Origin of the sequence: Simiduia sp. 21SJ11W-1 (assembly GCF_024138675.1) — a bacterium.
Lineage (GTDB): Bacteria > Pseudomonadota > Gammaproteobacteria > Pseudomonadales > Cellvibrionaceae > Simiduia.
The window spans coordinates 1,508,209-1,530,587 of sequence record NZ_CP090959.1; the positions used below are offsets into that span (position 1 = coordinate 1,508,209).

Consider the following 22,379-nt stretch of genomic DNA (forward strand, 5'->3'; position numbering starts at 1 on the left):
CCGGCATTATACCGGGCTGGCCCCGGCGTTTTTGTAACTTGAGGTGAGCTATGGCGAGCGCGTTTTCTGCGGTAATTCAAACCCGTGTAATGGCAGTGCAGGGGGAGGCGTGGGTTACCGATGCCGAAGGCGTCAAGCGGCCGCTGACCGCGGGCGAAATAGTTGAGCTCAATGAATGGATTGCCACCGGCGCGGGTGCAGTGTTGGTGATGTCTATTGGTAAAGACGCCGTGATTACCCTCGGCCAAAACGAAACGCTGCGTTTTGATAAAAACTTTTTGAGCGAACTGGATAAGCAAGCCGAAGAGGGGAGTTTACAAGCGGGCGTTAATTTTGATGCACTAGAACAGGCTATCGAAGAGGGCCGAAGCCTGGACGAGGTCTTGCCAGCGGCCGCCGCCGGCGGTGATGGCACAGCGGACGGGAGTGCCGGCACCGGTGGTGTGCGCGTAGATTTAACAGCAGAGCGGGTAACGCCTGAAAGCGGGTTTGAAACCTCGACTGTGGGCTACGATTCCAACCGCCAGTTTAACGACATTGGTGGTCGTGATGGCAGCGGCAACCTGAACCTGCCAGACCCTGTAATCACCATCAATCCACTGACGGTGGATGACGTCATCAATGCCCAAGAGCAAAGCCAGCCTTTGGTTGTTTCGGGCGATGCCACCAACATGCCCGATGGCAGTGAAGTGCTTGTCACCTTCAATGGCAACACTTATGTGGGCGTGGTAAATAATGGCTCCTGGAGTGCCACCGTGCCTGCAGCAGATATGCTGGCCGCCGCAGACGGCCAATACCAGCTCACTGCCGGTGCCGGTAACACGTTAGTAACACGCGATTTCAGTATCGATAGCCAAACCAATGGCACCATCAATTTCACGTCAACTGTTACTCCCGATAACAGCTTGAGCCCAGATGAAGCCACTGGCACTGTAACGGTGGCAGGCAATGTTACCGGCGATTTCAATGCCGGTGATCAAATCACATTGACGGTAAACGGTGTTGATTACCTGGGTACACTTGATGGTGCGGGTAACTTCGCGGTCGACATCGCCGGGAGTGATTTGCAGGCAGACGCTGATAGCAGCATCAGTGCAAGCTTTCTCGCATCAGACAGCGCCGGCAATACACAATTAATTGCTAACCAGTTGGCCTATCAGGTTGAGGTGGTTAACACAGAAGGCAGTGTAACTGTTACGGGCACCCCGCAAGTGGGTGAGGCGCTTGTTGCCAGTGTGACTGATGTTAATGGCGCAGCTGGCGCGATCAGCTACCAATGGTTTGCCGACGGCGTGGCCGTTAATGGTGCAACCTCCAGAGCCTTTACACTTTCAGATGCTGAAGTGGGTAAAACCATTACTGTACAGGCATCTTACACAGACGACGAAGGCTTTACAGAAGCGCCTGTTTCCGCGGCAACATCTGCCGTGGTAGCGGTGAATGACGGTGCATCGGCCACCATCGCCGGCATTGCACAAGAAGATGAAACGCTGACTGCCACAGTCAATGATCCCGATGGTGCGAGCGGTGCCATTGCCTACCAGTGGTACGCCGATGGTGTAGCGATCAGCGGCGCGACGGGTAGCACCTATACCCTGACCGATGCCGACGTGGGCAAAGCCGTCACCGTGCAGGCAAGTTACACCGATGATCAAGGCTTCGCCGAATCACCAACCTCTGCGGCCACCTCAGTTGTTGCGGGCGTAAATGACGGTGCCTCAATCAGCATCACTGGCACTGCGCTAGAAGACGAAACCTTAACTGCGACTGTGAATGATCCAGACGGTGCCAATGGTGCAATTACCTATCAGTGGTACGCCGACGGCGTCGCTATTGGTGGGGCTACCGGCAATACCTACACGCTCACAGATAGCGAAGTAGGCAAAGCCATTACCGTGCAGGCAAGTTACACAGACGATCAAGGCTTCGCCGAATCACCAACCTCTGCGGCCACCTCAGTTGTTGCGGGCGTTAATGACGGTGCCTCAATCAGCATCACCGGCACTGCGCTAGAAGACGAAACCTTAACTGCGACTGTCAATGATCCAGACGGCGCCAATGGTGCAATTACCTATCAGTGGTTTGCTGATGGCGTGGCCATTGGTGGCGCCACAAATTCGACCTACACGTTGACCGACAGCGAAGTGGGTAAGGCCATCACTGTTCAGGCCACTTATACGGATGACCAGGGCTTCGCCGAATCACCAACATCGGCAGCGACGGCGGCGGTTGCTGGCGTGAATGATGGCGCATCCGTTTCCATCACCGGCACTGCGCTAGAAGACGAAACCTTAACCGCCACTGTGAATGATCCCGATGGCGCCAGTGGCGTGATTAGTTACCAGTGGTACGCCGACGGCGTCGCTATTGGTGGTGCTACCGGCAATACCTACACGCTCACAGATAGCGAAGTAGGCAAAGCCATTACCGTACAGGCCACTTATACGGATGACCAGGGCTTCTCCGAATCTCCGATTTCTGCGGCCACTGCTGCTGTTGCGGGCGTGAATGATGGTGCATCCGTTTCCATCACCGGCACGGCGCAGGAAGATGAAGTTCTTACTGCTACAGTCAATGATCCAGACGGTGCGAGTGGGGCAATTACCTATCAGTGGTTTGCCGATGGCGTAGCTATTGGTGGCGCCACTAATGCGACTTACACACTGACCGATGCGGAAGTGGGTAAAGCCATCACCGTACAGGCCACTTATACCGATGACCAGGGCTTCTCCGAATCTCCGATTTCTGCGGCCACTGCTGCTGTTGCAGGCGTTAATGACGGTGCCTCAATCAGCATCACCGGCACTGCGCTAGAAGACGAAACCTTAACTGCAACCGTCAATGATCCAGACGGCGCCAATGGTGCAATTACCTATCAGTGGTTTGCTGACGGCGTCGCTATTGGTGGTGCTACCGGCAATACCTACACGCTCACAGATAGCGAAGTAGGCAAAGCCATTACCGTACAGGCCAGTTATACCGATGATCAAGGCTTCTCCGAATCTCCGATTTCTGCGGCCACTGCTGCTGTTGCAGGCGTTAATGACGGTGCCTCAATCAGCATCACCGGCACTGCGCTAGAAGACGAAACCTTAACTGCAACCGTCAATGATCCAGACGGCGCCAATGGTGCAATTACCTATCAGTGGTTTGCTGACGGCGTCGCTATTGGTGGTGCTACCGGCAATACCTACACGCTCACAGATAGCGAAGTAGGCAAAGCCATTACCGTACAGGCCACTTATACCGATGACCAGGGCTTCTCCGAATCTCCGATTTCTGCGGCCACTGCTGCTGTTGCAGGCGTTAATGATGGCGCATCCGTTTCCATCACCGGCACTGCGCTAGAAGACGAAACCTTAACTGCAACCGTCAATGATCCAGACGGCGCCAATGGTGCAATTACCTATCAGTGGTTTGCTGACGGCGTCGCTATTGGTGGTGCTACCGGCAATACCTACACGCTCACAGATAGCGAAGTAGGCAAAGCCATTACCGTACAGGCCAGTTATACCGATGATCAAGGCTTCGCCGAATCACCAACATCGGCAGCGACGGCGGCGGTTGCTGGCGTGAATGATGGCGCATCCGTTTCCATCACCGGCACGGCGCTAGAAGACGAAACCTTAACCGCCACTGTGAATGATCCAGACGGTGCCAATGGTGCAATTACCTATCAGTGGTTTGCCGATGGCGTAGCTATTGGTGGCGCCACTAATGCGACTTACACACTGACCGATGCGGAAGTGGGTAAAGCCATCACCGTACAGGCCACTTATACGGATGACCAGGGCTTCGCCGAATCACCAACATCGGCAGCGACGGCGGCGGTTGCTGGCGTGAATGATGGCGCATCCGTTTCCATCACCGGCACTGCGCTAGAAGACGAAACCTTAACCGCCACTGTGAATGATCCCGATGGCGCCAGTGGCGTGATTAGTTACCAGTGGTACGCCGACGGCGTCGCTATTGGTGGTGCTACCGGCAATACCTACACGCTCACAGATAGCGAAGTAGGCAAAGCCATTACCGTACAGGCCACTTATACGGATGACCAGGGCTTCTCCGAATCTCCGATTTCTGCGGCCACTGCTGCTGTTGCGGGCGTGAATGATGGTGCATCCGTTTCCATCACCGGCACGGCGCAGGAAGATGAAGTTCTTACTGCTACAGTCAATGATCCAGACGGTGCGAGTGGGGCAATTACCTATCAGTGGTTTGCCGATGGCGTAGCTATTGGTGGCGCCACTAATGCGACTTACACACTGACCGATGCGGAAGTGGGTAAAGCCATCACCGTACAGGCCACTTATACCGATGACCAGGGCTTCTCCGAATCTCCGATTTCTGCGGCCACTGCTGCTGTTGCAGGCGTTAATGACGGTGCCTCAATCAGCATCACCGGCACTGCGCTAGAAGACGAAACCTTAACTGCAACCGTCAATGATCCAGACGGCGCCAATGGTGCAATTACCTATCAGTGGTTTGCTGACGGCGTCGCTATTGGTGGTGCTACCGGCAATACCTACACGCTCACAGATAGCGAAGTAGGCAAAGCCATTACCGTACAGGCCAGTTATACCGATGATCAAGGCTTCTCCGAATCTCCGATTTCTGCGGCCACTGCTGCTGTTGCAGGCGTTAATGACGGTGCCTCAATCAGCATCACCGGCACTGCGCTAGAAGACGAAACCTTAACTGCAACCGTCAATGATCCAGACGGCGCCAATGGTGCAATTACCTATCAGTGGTTTGCTGACGGCGTCGCTATTGGTGGGGCTACCGGCAATACCTACACGCTCACAGATAGCGAAGTAGGCAAAGCCATTACCGTACAGGCCACTTATACCGATGACCAGGGCTTCTCCGAATCTCCGATTTCTGCGGCCACTGCTGCTGTTGCAGGCGTTAATGATGGCGCATCCGTTTCCATCACCGGCACTGCGCTAGAAGACGAAACCTTAACTGCAACCGTCAATGATCCAGACGGCGCCAATGGTGCAATTACCTATCAGTGGTTTGCTGACGGCGTCGCTATTGGTGGTGCTACCGGCAATACCTACACGCTCACAGATAGCGAAGTAGGCAAAGCCATTACCGTACAGGCCAGTTATACCGATGATCAAGGCTTCGCCGAATCACCAACATCGGCAGCGACGGCGGCGGTTGCTGGCGTGAATGATGGCGCATCCGTTTCCATCACCGGCACGGCGCTAGAAGACGAAACCTTAACCGCCACTGTGAATGATCCAGACGGTGCCAATGGTGCAATTACCTATCAGTGGTTTGCCGATGGCGTAGCTATTGGTGGCGCCACTAATGCGACTTACACACTGACCGATGCGGAAGTGGGTAAAGCCATCACCGTACAGGCCACTTATACCGATGACCAGGGCTTCTCCGAATCACCAACATCGGCAGCGACGGCGGCGGTTGCTGGCGTGAATGATGGCGCATCCGTTTCCATCACCGGCACGGCGCTAGAAGACGAAACCTTAACCGCCACTGTGAATGATCCCGATGGCGCCAGTGGCGTGATTAGTTACCAGTGGTACGCCGACGGCGTCGCTATTGGTGGTGCTACCGGCAATACCTACACGCTCACAGATAGCGAAGTAGGCAAAGCCATTACCGTACAGGCCACTTATACGGATGACCAGGGCTTCTCCGAATCTCCGATTTCTGCGGCCACTGCTGCTGTTGCGGGCGTGAATGATGGTGCATCCGTTTCCATCACCGGCACGGCGCTAGAAGACGAAACCTTAACTGCGACTGTGAATGATCCAGACGGTGCCAATGGTGCAATTACCTATCAGTGGTTTGCCGATGGCGTAGCTATTGGTGGCGCCACTAATGCGACTTACACACTGACCGATGCGGAAGTGGGTAAAGCCATCACCGTACAGGCCACTTATACCGATGACCAGGGCTTCTCCGAATCACCAACATCGGCAGCGACGGCGGCGGTTGCTGGCGTGAATGATGGCGCATCCGTTTCCATCACCGGCACGGCGCTAGAAGACGAAACCTTAACCGCCACTGTGAATGATCCAGACGGTGCCAATGGTGCAATTACCTATCAGTGGTTTGCCGATGGCGTAGCTATTGGTGGCGCCACTAATGCGACTTACACACTGACCGATGCGGAAGTGGGTAAAGCCATCACCGTACAGGCCACTTATACCGATGACCAGGGCTTCTCCGAATCACCAACATCGGCAGCGACGGCGGCGGTTGCTGGCGTGAATGATGGCGCATCCGTTTCCATCACCGGCACGGCGCTAGAAGACGAAACCTTAACCGCCACTGTGAATGATCCCGATGGCGCCAGTGGCGTGATTAGTTACCAGTGGTACGCCGACGGCGTCGCTATTGGTGGTGCTACCGGCAATACCTACACGCTCACAGATCGCGAAGTAGGCAAAGCCATTACCGTACAGGCCACTTATACGGATGACCAGGGCTTCTCCGAATCTCCGATTTCTGCGGCCACTGCTGCTGTTGCGGGCGTGAATGATGGTGCATCCGTTTCCATCACCGGCACGGCGCAGGAAGATGAAGTTCTTACTGCTACAGTCAATGATCCAGACGGTGCGAGTGGGGCAATTACCTATCAGTGGTTTGCCGATGGCGTAGCTATTGGTGGCGCCACTAATGCGACTTACACACTGACCGATGCGGAAGTGGGTAAAGCCATCACCGTACAGGCCACTTATACCGATGACCAGGGCTTCTCCGAATCTCCGATTTCTGCGGCCACTGCTGCTGTTGCAGGCGTTAATGACGGTGCCTCAATCAGCATCACCGGCACTGCGCTAGAAGACGAAACCTTAACTGCAACCGTCAATGATCCAGACGGCGCCAATGGTGCAATTACCTATCAGTGGTTTGCTGACGGCGTCGCTATTGGTGGTGCTACCGGCAATACCTACACGCTCACAGATAGCGAAGTAGGCAAAGCCATTACCGTACAGGCCAGTTATACCGATGATCAAGGCTTCGCCGAATCACCAACATCGGTAGCGACGGCGGCGGTTGCGGGCGTGAATGATGGTGCATCCGTTTCCATCACCGGCACGGCGCAGGAAGATGAAGTTCTTACTGCTACAGTCAATGATCCAGACGGTGCGAGTGAGGCAATTACCTATCAGTGGTTTGCCGATGGCGTAGCTATTGGTGGCGCCACTAATGCGACTTACACACTGACCGATGCGGAAGTGGGTAAAGCCATCACCGTACAGGCCACTTATACCGATGACCAGGGCTTCTCCGAATCTCCGATTTCTGCGGCCACTGCTGCTGTTGCAGGCGTTAATGATGGCGCATCCGTTTCCATCACCGGCACGGCGCTAGAAGACGAAACCTTAACTGCGACTGTGAATGATCCAGACGGTGCCAATGGTGCAATTACCTATCAGTGGTACGCCGACGGCGTCGCTATTGGTGGGGCTACCGGCAATACCTACACGCTCACAGATAGCGAAGTAGGCAAAGCCATTACCGTGCAGGCAAGTTACACAGACGATCAAGGCTTCGCCGAATCACCAACCTCTGCGGCCACCTCAGTTGTTGCGGGCGTTAATGACGGTGCCTCAATCAGCATCACCGGCACTGCGCTAGAAGACGAAACCTTAACTGCGACTGTCAATGATCCAGACGGCGCCAATGGTGCAATTACCTATCAGTGGTTTGCTGATGGCGTGGCCATTGGTGGAGCCACAAATTCGACCTACACGTTGACCGACAGCGAAGTGGGTAAGGCCATCACTGTTCAGGCCACTTATACGGATGACCAGGGCTTCGCCGAATCACCAACATCGGCAGCGACGGCGGCGGTTGCTGGCGTGAATGATGGCGCATCCGTTTCCATCACCGGCACTGCGCTAGAAGACGAAACCTTAACCGCCACTGTGAATGATCCCGATGGCGCCAGTGGCGTGATTAGTTACCAGTGGTACGCCGACGGCGTCGCTATTGGTGGTGCTACCGGCAATACCTACACGCTCACAGATAGCGAAGTAGGCAAAGCCATTACCGTACAGGCCACTTATACGGATGACCAGGGCTTCTCCGAATCTCCGATTTCTGCGGCCACTGCTGCTGTTGCAGGCGTTAATGATGGCGCATCCGTTTCCATCACCGGCACTGCGCTAGAAGACGAAACCTTAACTGCAACCGTCAATGATCCAGACGGCGCCAATGGTGCAATTACCTATCAGTGGTTTGCTGACGGCGTCGCTATTGGTGGTGCTACCGGCAATACCTACACGCTCACAGATAGCGAAGTAGGCAAAGCCATTACCGTACAGGCCAGTTATACCGATGATCAAGGCTTCGCCGAATCACCAACATCGGTAGCGACGGCGGCGGTTGCGGGCGTGAATGATGGTGCATCCGTTTCCATCACCGGCACGGCGCAGGAAGATGAAGTTCTTACTGCTACAGTCAATGATCCAGACGGTGCGAGTGGGGCAATTACCTATCAGTGGTTTGCCGATGGCGTAGCTATTGGTGGCGCCACTAATGCGACTTACACACTGACCGATGCGGAAGTGGGTAAAGCCATCACCGTACAGGCCACTTATACCGATGATCAAGGCTTCGCCGAATCTCCGATTTCTGCGGCCACTGCTGCTGTTGCGGGCGTGAATGATGGTGCATCCGTTTCCATCACCGGCACGGCGCAGGAAGATGAAGTTCTTACTGCTACAGTCAATGATCCAGACGGTGCGAGTGGGGCAATTACCTATCAGTGGTTTGCCGATGGCGTAGCTATTGGTGGCGCCACTAATGCGACTTACACACTGACCGATGCGGAAGTGGGTAAAGCCATCACCGTACAGGCCACTTATACCGATGATCAAGGCTTCGCCGAATCACCAACCTCTGCGGCCACCTCAGTTGTTGCAGGCGTGAATGATGGTGCATCCGTTTCCATCACCGGCACGGCGCAGGAAGATGAAGTTCTTACTGCTACAGTCAATGATCCAGACGGTGCGAGTGGGGCAATTACCTATCAGTGGTTTGCCGATGGCGTAGCTATTGGTGGCGCCACTAATGCGACTTACACACTGACCGATGCGGAAGTGGGTAAAGCCATCACCGTACAGGCCACTTATACCGATGATCAAGGCTTCGCCGAATCACCAACCTCTGCGGCCACCTCAGTTGTTGCGGGCGTAAATGACGGTGCCTCAATCAGCATCACTGGCACTGCGCTAGAAGACGAAACCTTAACTGCGACTGTCAATGATCCAGACGGTGCGAGTGGGGCAATTACCTATCAGTGGTTTGCCGATGGCGTAGCTATTGGTGGCGCCACTAATGCGACTTACACACTGACCGATGCGGAAGTGGGTAAAGCCATTACCGTGCAGGCCAGTTACACCGATGATCAAGGCTTCTCCGAATCTCCGATTTCTGCGGCCACTGCTGCTGTTGCGGGCGTGAATGATGGTGCATCCGTTTCCATCACCGGCACGGCGCTAGAAGACGAAACCTTAACTGCGACTGTGAATGATCCAGACGGTGCCAATGGTGCAATTACCTATCAGTGGTTTGCCGATGGCGTAGCTATTGGTGGCGCCACTAATGCGACTTACACACTGACCGATGCGGAAGTGGGTAAAGCCATCACCGTACAGGCCACTTATACCGATGACCAGGGCTTCTCCGAATCACCAACATCGGCAGCGACGGCGGCGGTTGCTGGCGTGAATGATGGCGCATCCGTTTCCATCACCGGCACTGCGCTAGAAGACGAAACCTTAACCGCCACTGTGAATGATCCCGATGGCGCCAGTGGCGTGATTAGTTACCAGTGGTACGCCGACGGCGTCGCTATTGGTGGTGCTACCGGCAATACCTACACGCTCACAGATAGCGAAGTAGGCAAAGCCATTACCGTACAGGCCACTTATACGGATGACCAGGGCTTCTCCGAATCTCCGATTTCTGCGGCCACTGCTGCTGTTGCGGGCGTGAATGATGGTGCATCCGTTTCCATCACCGGCACGGCGCAGGAAGATGAAGTTCTTACTGCTACAGTCAATGATCCAGACGGTGCGAGTGGGGCAATTACCTATCAGTGGTTTGCCGATGGCGTAGCTATTGGTGGCGCCACTAATGCGACTTACACACTGACCGATGCGGAAGTGGGTAAAGCCATCACCGTACAGGCCACTTATACCGATGACCAGGGCTTCTCCGAATCTCCGATTTCTGCGGCCACTGCTGCTGTTGCAGGCGTTAATGATGGCGCATCCGTTTCCATCACCGGCACTGCGCTAGAAGACGAAACCTTAACTGCAACCGTCAATGATCCAGACGGCGCCAATGGTGCAATTACCTATCAGTGGTTTGCTGACGGCGTCGCTATTGGTGGTGCTACCGGCAATACCTACACGCTCACAGATAGCGAAGTAGGCAAAGCCATTACCGTACAGGCCACTTATACGGATGACCAGGGCTTCTCCGAATCTCCGATTTCTGCGGCCACTGCTGCTGTTGCGGGCGTGAATGATGGTGCATCCGTTTCCATCACCGGCACGGCGCAGGAAGATGAAGTTCTTACTGCTACAGTCAATGATCCAGACGGTGCGAGTGGGGCAATTACCTATCAGTGGTTTGCCGATGGCGTAGCTATTGGTGGCGCCACTAATGCGACTTACACACTGACCGATGCGGAAGTGGGTAAAGCCATCACCGTACAGGCCACTTATACCGATGATCAAGGCTTCGCCGAATCACCAACCTCTGCGGCCACCTCAGTTGTTGCGGGCGTTAATGACGGTGCCTCAATCAGCATCACCGGCACTGCGCTAGAAGACGAAACCTTAACTGCGACTGTCAATGATCCAGACGGCGCCAATGGTGCAATTACCTATCAGTGGTTTGCTGATGGCGTGGCCATTGGTGGCGCCACTAATGCGACTTACACACTGACCGATGCGGAAGTGGGTAAAGCCATCACCGTACAGGCCACTTATACCGATGACCAGGGCTTCTCCGAATCTCCGATTTCTGCGGCCACTGCTGCTGTTGCAGGCGTTAATGATGGCGCATCCGTTTCCATCACCGGCACGGCGCTAGAAGACGAAACCTTAACTGCAACCGTCAATGATCCAGACGGCGCCAATGGTGCAATTACCTATCAGTGGTTTGCTGACGGCGTCGCTATTGGTGGTGCTACCGGCAATACCTACACGCTCACAGATAGCGAAGTAGGCAAAGCCATTACCGTACAGGCCACTTATACCGATGACCAGGGCTTCTCCGAATCTCCGATTTCTGCGGCCACTGCTGCTGTTGCAGGCGTTAATGATGGCGCATCCGTTTCCATCACCGGCACTGCGCTAGAAGACGAAACCTTAACTGCGACTGTCAATGATCCAGACGGCGCCAATGGTGCAATTACCTATCAGTGGTTTGCTGATGGCGTGGCCATTGGTGGAGCCACAAATTCGACCTACACGTTGACCGACAGCGAAGTGGGTAAGGCCATCACTGTTCAGGCCACTTATACGGATGACCAGGGCTTCGCCGAATCACCAACATCGGCAGCGACGGCGGCGGTTGCTGGCGTGAATGATGGCGCATCCGTTTCCATCACCGGCACTGCGCTAGAAGACGAAACCTTAACCGCCACTGTGAATGATCCCGATGGCGCCAGTGGCGTGATTAGTTACCAGTGGTACGCCGACGGCGTCGCTATTGGTGGTGCTACCGGCAATACCTACACGCTCACAGATAGCGAAGTAGGCAAAGCCATTACCGTACAGGCCACTTATACGGATGACCAGGGCTTCTCCGAATCTCCGATTTCTGCGGCCACTGCTGCTGTTGCAGGCGTTAATGATGGCGCATCCGTTTCCATCACCGGCACTGCGCTAGAAGACGAAACCTTAACTGCAACCGTCAATGATCCAGACGGCGCCAATGGTGCAATTACCTATCAGTGGTTTGCTGACGGCGTCGCTATTGGTGGTGCTACCGGCAATACCTACACGCTCACAGATAGCGAAGTAGGCAAAGCCATTACCGTACAGGCCAGTTATACCGATGATCAAGGCTTCGCCGAATCACCAACATCGGTAGCGACGGCGGCGGTTGCGGGCGTGAATGATGGTGCATCCGTTTCCATCACCGGCACGGCGCAGGAAGATGAAGTTCTTACTGCTACAGTCAATGATCCAGACGGTGCGAGTGGGGCAATTACCTATCAGTGGTTTGCCGATGGCGTAGCTATTGGTGGCGCCACTAATGCGACTTACACACTGACCGATGCGGAAGTGGGTAAAGCCATCACCGTACAGGCCACTTATACCGATGATCAAGGCTTCGCCGAATCTCCGATTTCTGCGGCCACTGCTGCTGTTGCGGGCGTGAATGATGGTGCATCCGTTTCCATCACCGGCACGGCGCAGGAAGATGAAGTTCTTACTGCTACAGTCAATGATCCAGACGGTGCGAGTGGGGCAATTACCTATCAGTGGTTTGCCGATGGCGTAGCTATTGGTGGCGCCACTAATGCGACTTACACACTGACCGATGCGGAAGTGGGTAAAGCCATCACCGTACAGGCCACTTATACCGATGATCAAGGCTTCGCCGAATCACCAACCTCTGCGGCCACCTCAGTTGTTGCAGGCGTGAATGATGGTGCATCCGTTTCCATCACCGGCACGGCGCAGGAAGATGAAGTTCTTACTGCTACAGTCAATGATCCAGACGGTGCGAGTGGGGCAATTACCTATCAGTGGTTTGCCGATGGCGTAGCTATTGGTGGCGCCACTAATGCGACTTACACACTGACCGATGCGGAAGTGGGTAAAGCCATCACCGTACAGGCCACTTATACCGATGATCAAGGCTTCGCCGAATCACCAACCTCTGCGGCCACCTCAGTTGTTGCGGGCGTAAATGACGGTGCCTCAATCAGCATCACTGGCACTGCGCTAGAAGACGAAACCTTAACTGCGACTGTCAATGATCCAGACGGTGCGAGTGGGGCAATTACCTATCAGTGGTTTGCCGATGGCGTAGCTATTGGTGGCGCCACTAATGCGACTTACACACTGACCGATGCGGAAGTGGGTAAAGCCATTACCGTGCAGGCCAGTTACACCGATGATCAAGGCTTCTCCGAATCTCCGATTTCTGCGGCCACTGCTGCTGTTGCGGGCGTGAATGATGGTGCATCCGTTTCCATCACCGGCACGGCGCTAGAAGACGAAACCTTAACTGCGACTGTGAATGATCCAGACGGTGCCAATGGTGCAATTACCTATCAGTGGTTTGCCGATGGCGTAGCTATTGGTGGCGCCACTAATGCGACTTACACACTGACCGATGCGGAAGTGGGTAAAGCCATCACCGTACAGGCCACTTATACCGATGACCAGGGCTTCTCCGAATCACCAACATCGGCAGCGACGGCGGCGGTTGCTGGCGTGAATGATGGCGCATCCGTTTCCATCACCGGCACTGCGCTAGAAGACGAAACCTTAACCGCCACTGTGAATGATCCCGATGGCGCCAGTGGCGTGATTAGTTACCAGTGGTACGCCGACGGCGTCGCTATTGGTGGTGCTACCGGCAATACCTACACGCTCACAGATAGCGAAGTAGGCAAAGCCATTACCGTACAGGCCACTTATACGGATGACCAGGGCTTCTCCGAATCTCCGATTTCTGCGGCCACTGCTGCTGTTGCGGGCGTGAATGATGGTGCATCCGTTTCCATCACCGGCACGGCGCAGGAAGATGAAGTTCTTACTGCTACAGTCAATGATCCAGACGGTGCGAGTGGGGCAATTACCTATCAGTGGTTTGCCGATGGCGTAGCTATTGGTGGCGCCACTAATGCGACTTACACACTGACCGATGCGGAAGTGGGTAAAGCCATCACCGTACAGGCCACTTATACCGATGACCAGGGCTTCTCCGAATCTCCGATTTCTGCGGCCACTGCTGCTGTTGCAGGCGTTAATGATGGCGCATCCGTTTCCATCACCGGCACTGCGCTAGAAGACGAAACCTTAACTGCAACCGTCAATGATCCAGACGGCGCCAATGGTGCAATTACCTATCAGTGGTTTGCTGACGGCGTCGCTATTGGTGGTGCTACCGGCAATACCTACACGCTCACAGATAGCGAAGTAGGCAAAGCCATTACCGTACAGGCCACTTATACGGATGACCAGGGCTTCTCCGAATCTCCGATTTCTGCGGCCACTGCTGCTGTTGCGGGCGTGAATGATGGTGCATCCGTTTCCATCACCGGCACGGCGCAGGAAGATGAAGTTCTTACTGCTACAGTCAATGATCCAGACGGTGCGAGTGGGGCAATTACCTATCAGTGGTTTGCCGATGGCGTAGCTATTGGTGGCGCCACTAATGCGACTTACACACTGACCGATGCGGAAGTGGGTAAAGCCATCACCGTACAGGCCACTTATACCGATGATCAAGGCTTCGCCGAATCACCAACCTCTGCGGCCACCTCAGTTGTTGCGGGCGTTAATGACGGTGCCTCAATCAGCATCACCGGCACTGCGCTAGAAGACGAAACCTTAACTGCGACTGTCAATGATCCAGACGGCGCCAATGGTGCAATTACCTATCAGTGGTTTGCTGATGGCGTGGCCATTGGTGGCGCCACTAATGCGACTTACACACTGACCGACAGCGAAGTGGGTAAGGCCATCACTGTTCAGGCCACTTATACGGATGACCAGGGCTTCGCCGAATCACCAACATCGGCAGCGACGGCGGCGGTTGCTGGCGTGAATGATGGCGCATCCGTTTCCATCACCGGCACTGCGCTAGAAGACGAAACCTTAACCGCCACTGTGAATGATCCCGATGGCGCCAGTGGCGTGATTAGTTACCAGTGGTACGCCGACGGCGTCGCTATTGGTGGTGCTACCGGCAATACCTACACGCTCACAGATAGCGAAGTAGGCAAAGCCATTACCGTACAGGCCACTTATACGGATGACCAGGGCTTCTCCGAATCTCCGATTTCTGCGGCCACTGCTGCTGTTGCGGGCGTGAATGATGGTGCATCCGTTTCCATCACCGGCACGGCGCAGGAAGATGAAGTTCTTACTGCTACAGTCAATGATCCAGACGGTGCGAGTGGGGCAATTACCTATCAGTGGTTTGCCGATGGCGTAGCTATTGGTGGCGCCACTAATGCGACTTACACACTGACCGATGCGGAAGTGGGTAAAGCCATCACCGTACAGGCCACTTATACCGATGACCAGGGCTTCTCCGAATCTCCGATTTCTGCGGCCACTGCTGCTGTTGCAGGCGTTAATGACGGTGCCTCAATCAGCATCACCGGCACTGCGCTAGAAGACGAAACCTTAACTGCAACCGTCAATGATCCAGACGGCGCCAATGGTGCAATTACCTATCAGTGGTTTGCTGACGGCGTCGCTATTGGTGGTGCTACCGGCAATACCTACACGCTCACAGATAGCGAAGTAGGCAAAGCCATTACCGTACAGGCCAGTTATACCGATGATCAAGGCTTCGCCGAATCACCAACATCGGTAGCGACGGCGGCGGTTGCGGGCGTGAATGATGGTGCATCCGTTTCCATCACCGGCACGGCGCAGGAAGATGAAGTTCTTACTGCTACAGTCAATGATCCAGACGGTGCGAGTGGGGCAATTACCTATCAGTGGTTTGCCGATGGCGTAGCTATTGGTGGCGCCACTAATGCGACTTACACACTGACCGATGCGGAAGTGGGTAAAGCCATCACCGTACAGGCCACTTATACCGATGATCAAGGCTTCGCCGAATCACCAACCTCTGCGGCCACCTCAGTTGTTGCGGGCGTAAATGACGGTGCCTCAATCAGCATCACTGGCACTGCGCTAGAAGACGAAACCTTAACTGCGACTGTGAATGATCCAGACGGTGCCAATGGTGCAATTACCTATCAGTGGTTTGCCGATGGCGTAGCTATTGGTGGCGCCACTAATGCGACTTACACACTGACCGATGCGGAAGTGGGTAAAGCCATCACCGTACAGGCCACTTATACCGATGACCAGGGCTTCTCCGAATCTCCGATTTCTGCGGCCACTGCTGCTGTTGCAGGCGTGAATGATGGTGCATCCGTTTCCATCACCGGCACGGCGCAGGAAGATGAAGTTCTTACTGCTACAGTCAATGATCCAGACGGTGCGAGTGGGGCAATTACCTATCAGTGGTTTGCCGATGGCGTAGCTATTGGTGGCGCCACTAATGCGACTTACACACTGACCGATGCGGAAGTGGGTAAAGCCATCACCGTACAGGCCACTTATACCGATGATCAAGGCTTCGCCGAATCACCAACCTCTGCGGCCACCTCAGTTGTTGCGGGCGTAAATGACGGTGCCTCAATCAGCATCACTGGCACTGCGCTAGAAGACGAAACCTTAACTGCGACTGTCAATGATCCAGACGGTGCGAGTGGGGCAATTACCTATCAGTGGTTTGCCGATGGCGTAGCTATTGGTGGCGCCACTAATGCGACTTACACACTGACCGATGCGGAAGTGGGTAAAGCCATCACCGTACAGGCCACTTATACCGATGACCAGGGCTTCTCCGAATCTCCGATTTCTGCGGCCACTGCTGCTGTTGCAGGCGTTAATGACGGTGCCTCAATCAGCATCACTGGCACTGCGCTAGAAGACGAAACCTTAACTGCGACTGTGAATGATCCAGACGGTGCCAATGGTGCAATTACCTATCAGTGGTTTGCTGACGGCGTCGCTATTGGTGGTGCTACCGGCAATACCTACACGCTCACAGATAGCGAAGTAGGCAAAGCCATTACCGTACAGGCCAGTTATACCGATGATCAAGGTTTTGCTGAGTCGCCAACCTCTCCCGCAACCAACGCAGTGATTAATATCAACGATGTTCCTGAGCTTGATCTGGACGCCAACGATTCCAGCGGTGCTACAGGGAGTAATTACCAAGCCACTTTTACGGAAGGTGGTGGATCTGTTCGTATTGCTGATTCTGATGTGGTAATTACTGATCAAGACAATACCCAATTAACATCCGCTCGCGTTCAGGTCACCAACTTTGAGTCGGGTGACTTGTTAACTGTGGGGGCGCTCCCTAGTGGTATTACGGCGAGTGCCTACAATCCATCAACCGGTGTATTAACACTGAGCGGCGCTGCAAGCCTTGCGAACTACCAGCAAGCGATTCGTGCTGTTCAATTTACGAATGATGGCTCAGCCAGTGGCGCTGATAAATTGATTCAAGTGTCTGTTTTTGACGGAAGTGACTGGAGTAATGTAGCGCAATCTACCATCAATATGGTGTTGATACCTACGGTTTCTGTAGGCGATGTTTCTGTGCAAGAGCCACAGTCAGGTACAACCACCTTAACCTTTACAATCAATATTGATACTGCGCCTGCGTCTGACCTTAGCTTTACTTATCAAACGGTCAGTGGCTCGGCAACAGGCGGTGATGACTATGTGAGCGCGGGGCCCGCAACCGCAACAATAGCCGCAGGTACAACCAGTACCACTGTGACTATCACTATTAATAGCGATAGTAATGTGTTCGAAGGCGATGAGGAGTTTTACCTGAACCTTACGGATTTCAGTGGCTCTGTCAATTTTGCACCCGGCTCTCAACTTATTGCCGGTGGGGTGAAGGCAACGGGATCTATTGGTGCAAATAACGGTGCGCCAGTTGCAGAGAATGATAATTACATCACCGGCCAAGATCAGACGTTTACTACTGGCAATGTGCTTGCAAACGATACGCTGGTAGATAACGCCAGAATCGCTGGTATTGATGTAAGTACAACAGCTGGTACCGTAATTAACAATGGTGATGGCACCTTTACTTACACGCCTGCCGCCGGATTTTTAGGTACAGACTCCTTCAGCTACACCCTGATCGACGATGACGGCGAAACAGATATGGCAACTGTAACCATTGACGTATCAAGCGATGTGGTAACACCGCCTACCGTAGCTAACTTGCAGAGCCTTGATTATGAGGAAAATGCATCACCGGTGAGTTTGTTTGACGGCGTTGCGATTGAAGATTCAGATAGTTCAACACTTTCTTCTGTTGTGGTAACCGTTAACGGTTATTTAAATAGCCAGGATGTTATCGATTACCTCACTGCAGGTACAAACGTAACTGCGGTAGTTGAGCAGGCGGGTTCAAGTTGGCAGTTAACTTTGTCTGGCGGCGCCGATATCGGTGAGTACATCACCGTGCTGGAATCTATAACCTATTTCAATAGTTCGGAAAATCCATCTTCGTCAACGCGAGCAGTGAGTGTTGAGGTCTTTGACCAGGATTACGCCAATATTTCAAACTCTGCAGCATTTGATTTGCGGGTTATGCCCGTAAACGATGCACCTACCGTGTTTGATAATGACCGGTTTGTTGTTGAAGGTACGGCCGGTGTGCCTATGAATATACAGGCACCCACAGATGTTGATTCTGATGATGCTGATTTGATTATTACTGTCACATCTATCCCCGATGTTGCCACAGGCGTTGTGAGTTATGCCGATGGCATTTCAAACCCCGTAGCAGTAGGTGATCAGCTTACATTGGCGCAATTGACTACTCTGCTGTTTCATGCGGGCGGCTCAGAATCTATAGGCACCTTCACTTATGAAGTGTTTGATGGCGAATTAACAGCCGTTGGTACTACCACCTTATCGGTGGGTGCAACACAGCCGGATTTCAATACAGTTTATGAGAGCGGCTTGCCATCCGGCAGCGGAGTGGAAGGGCAGAGTGCAACGGCTACCGGCAATTTGTTTGCCAATGATGGTTCAGGCGGTGGCACAATTTCCAGTATTGATTTTGACGGTGCAAGCTATACCGCAAGTGGCGGGGTAATCACCGTCACCACCCCGCTCGGTGTGCTGTCGGTTAACGCCGCGAGCGGCAATTACACCTATCAATTGAATACCGCGAATAACACAGGTGGTGATGTTGTAGAACAGTTTACCTACAACTTTACTAACGGCGTGCCATTGTCTGATACGTTAGACATAACCATAGTGGATGATGTGCCTATAGCCACCAACGTGGCCCAAACAGTGCCTGAATCAGAAGAGAAAGTGTTTAATCTGGTGTTTTCACTTGATATCTCGACCAGTATGAATGCGGCTGTTGGGTCTTCGGGAGATACCCGTTTATCGTTGGCGAAGCAGGCACTGGTGAGCTTGGCAGAGGAGTATTTTAATCAATCCACCAATGTGACTTTGACGGTACTGTTGTTCGCCAATGGTGCGCATAGGCTGGGTACTTTTAGTAGCTTTGAGTTTGCACAAACTGCTATCGAATCCGTTACAGATGTTGTAACTACCTCTTACTCTAATGATTTGGCCGGCAGCGGTAATCTCACTAACTCCACCAGTTATGTTGATGCACTTACGATGATTCGTCAGGAGCTGACAACCGATTTAGCTACACAGTCGGCAGCTGACGGCGTGCAGAATGTTTCGTACTTCTTGTCTGACGGTGCAATAACAGCCGATGGTTCGCCATTGAATATGGGTTATAGAGAGTTTATGACCGACAATGCTATTAAATCCTATGGCGTCGGTATTGGTGATGGCTTACCTAGCGATTTAACTGATCTGAACTATGTGCATAATATTGACTCATTGGGTCGCGGGTATGGAACTATTGATCCTGCGTTGATCGTTTCGGATGTGTCGCTGCTTCAGTCAGAACTACTGAGTACTGTTCCAACTGCCTTTGGTGGGAACATCACTCAAGAAGGCACAATTACTCGTGTATCTATGGGAGCCGACGGCGGATATGTTTCCTCAATTGATATCTTGCTGGGTGATCCAGCTGTCTTGCACACTATAAGCTACGATGGCGCCGGTTTTAATGTCACGCCGGCCTTGGCATCCGGTTTGGATGTTGAAGGCACTAAGGTTACGCTTAATGCTGATGATGGTTTTGCCTATGGTACTTTCACCATGGATTTTGCCACGGGTTCCTATTTGTTTATTGCGCCAAACGGTACTGCTGAAGTTAACTTCCAGTTTGATTACACCGTGCTGGATGGCGATGGAGATTCGGCTACAGCCACAGCCAAATTTAATATCGTCGATGACAAACCCGATGCTCGTGATGATCTGCACACAGCAGGCCATTATGAAGAGTTTGAAGGAAATGTTGTAACAGGCTTAGGTACAGATGGCGGGCCTGCGCTGGGCTCTGGATTTACCCCCTTTGCTGCGCAAGGCGGCGGTGTAGATAAGGTTGTTGATAATGCCAAGGTTACTTCATTCAGCTACAAAGGGCAGGAGTTCAGCCTGGATTTGGCGCCTATTCAACAGGTTGGCGGCCAATCTGAGAGTGTCACACTTACATCGCAAACCAATATTAATAACGCTAACTTTTCGATTACTGCAACACGTAATAGTGTCGCTGCGAATCTTGCTTTTTCCACAACTGGAAATAGTAAAGGCGTTGGTGTAGTGGGTGCGGATGATAAGGAAATCGATGCCGGTGAAGTGCTAATCATTAACTGGGATACAGCCAAGTTGCCCTATGGTGCAACAGGGTTGATTTTGGAAATGGGTAAAAATTTCGATAACAGTGATCTTGCACAGGTGAAGTTATTTGATGTTAACGGGGTGGAGCTGTCAGGCAGCCCGATTACCCAATACGGCACCAATGATCAGATCAATCTCAGTAACTTCGAAGGGATTGCGCGAATTGAGATTACCTCAATTGCGGGTAATGGCTTTACGCTAAACAATATTGCTTACAGCCCGGTCTATCCTGTCATCTCGGAACCTGATGGTTCCAACGGCACCGGTTTAAGCTGGACGTATGGAGCGGATTTTGATCTGGATGGCAACCAAGTCAATCAGGTAACCGTAACAGATGCAGACGATGGCTCTGTTTTCATTATGCGCAGCAATGGCTATTACAATTACACGCCTGGTGTGGTTTTGGTAAGCGAAAGCTTTACTGATAACAGTGCCGATCAGGGCGTTACAGCAACCACAACAGCTAATGGCAATCCGGTAATTACCTATAACGGTGCTAACGGGCTGGGTGTAAATAGTGATGGCGATGCATGGGACGACAGTGCAGATGCTGGCGACAATATTATTTTGTCTTTCGATACTGCCCGTTATCCGGACGGTGTCGAGGCTATCACGCTAGTGTTTGGATTCAACGCAGGCAGCGGCTCTGTGACATTTTATGATAGTGCTAATAATGTATTGGGCACAGTGGCGCTAACAGGATCAAACAGCCAGACGTTTACCGGCTACTCGGGTGTGAGTCGTTTGGAATTAGATACCGGTGCCGATGGAGACTACAGCATTCAGCAGGTAGATTTCGCGCCCACAACATCTACAAGCACCACGACACTGGCGCCTAATCTGATTGAATACACCCTCACAGATTCAGACGGCCAAAGCGACACCGCCCAGCTTGCGCTTTACACTATTGATAACCGCATTGCAGGCACCACTGGTAACGATAACATCATGGGCGGTAATCTAAACGATGCAATTACTGGCGGCGCCGGCAACGACACGCTTCACGGTGGCGCAGGCCACGACAGTATTTCCGGTGGCGATGGGGTAGATACCCTAAGCGGTGGGCTAGGTAACGACTACCTGGCCGGCGGTGCCGGTGATGATGAAGTGTACGGCAACGAGGGCGATGATCACCTGGCCGGCGATGCCGGTAACGACCTGATGGATGGCGGTATTGGCGCAGATATCTTGATTGGTGGTGAAGGCGACGATCGCCTGTTCGGCGGCGCCGATGACGACAAACTCTACGGCGGCACCGGTAACGACCAATTATACGGCGGCTCAGGTAACGATTTGCTGTTGGGCGAAGCCGGCGACGATCTGCTCAACGGGGGCACCGGTGACGACACCCTTTTCGGTGGCGAAGATCAAGACACCCTGCAAGGCGGAGAGGGCAACGATGTGCTGTTTGGTGGGCGTGGCGACGACACGCTGACCGGCGGCAACGGCGCAGACACCTTTGCCTGGGCGCGGGGTAATATCGGCACAGACACCGTAACGGATTTCACTGCCTCAGAAGGGGATGTGCTCGATCTCTCTGATTTGTTGGTGGGTGAAGAAAATGGCAGCATCGAAGAGTTTCTGCAATTTAATTTCGATGAAGCAAGTGGCAATACCTATATCAACGTAGATGCCGATGGCGGCACTGCCTTTGAAGTGGGGCAGGTGATTATCTTGCAGGGTGTGGATATCACCGCCGGTAATACGCTAACCACCCAGCAGGTGGTGGATAACCTATTGGCCGGTGGTAGCCTGAACCTGGATACCTAACCTGGCCACTGGGCCGGTAGAGTGCGGCTA

1 protein-coding gene is annotated in these 22,379 nt (G+C 53.3%); it reads left to right on the forward strand.

The genetic code is table 11. The features are described 5' to 3' along the window. Positions 1-50 precede the first annotated feature (50 nt). Complete coding sequence (locus L1F30_RS06680; protein ID WP_253360921.1) at positions 51-22,349, forward strand: Ig-like domain-containing protein; 22,299 nt, start codon at positions 51-53, stop codon at positions 22,347-22,349. The last annotated feature ends 30 nt before the right edge of the window (positions 22,350-22,379 follow it).

Coding starts and splice junctions, on each gene's coding strand:
- L1F30_RS06680 (WP_253360921.1), top strand. CDS start 51: ATGGCGAGCGCGTTTTCTGCGGTAATTCAAACCCGTGTAATGGCAGTG.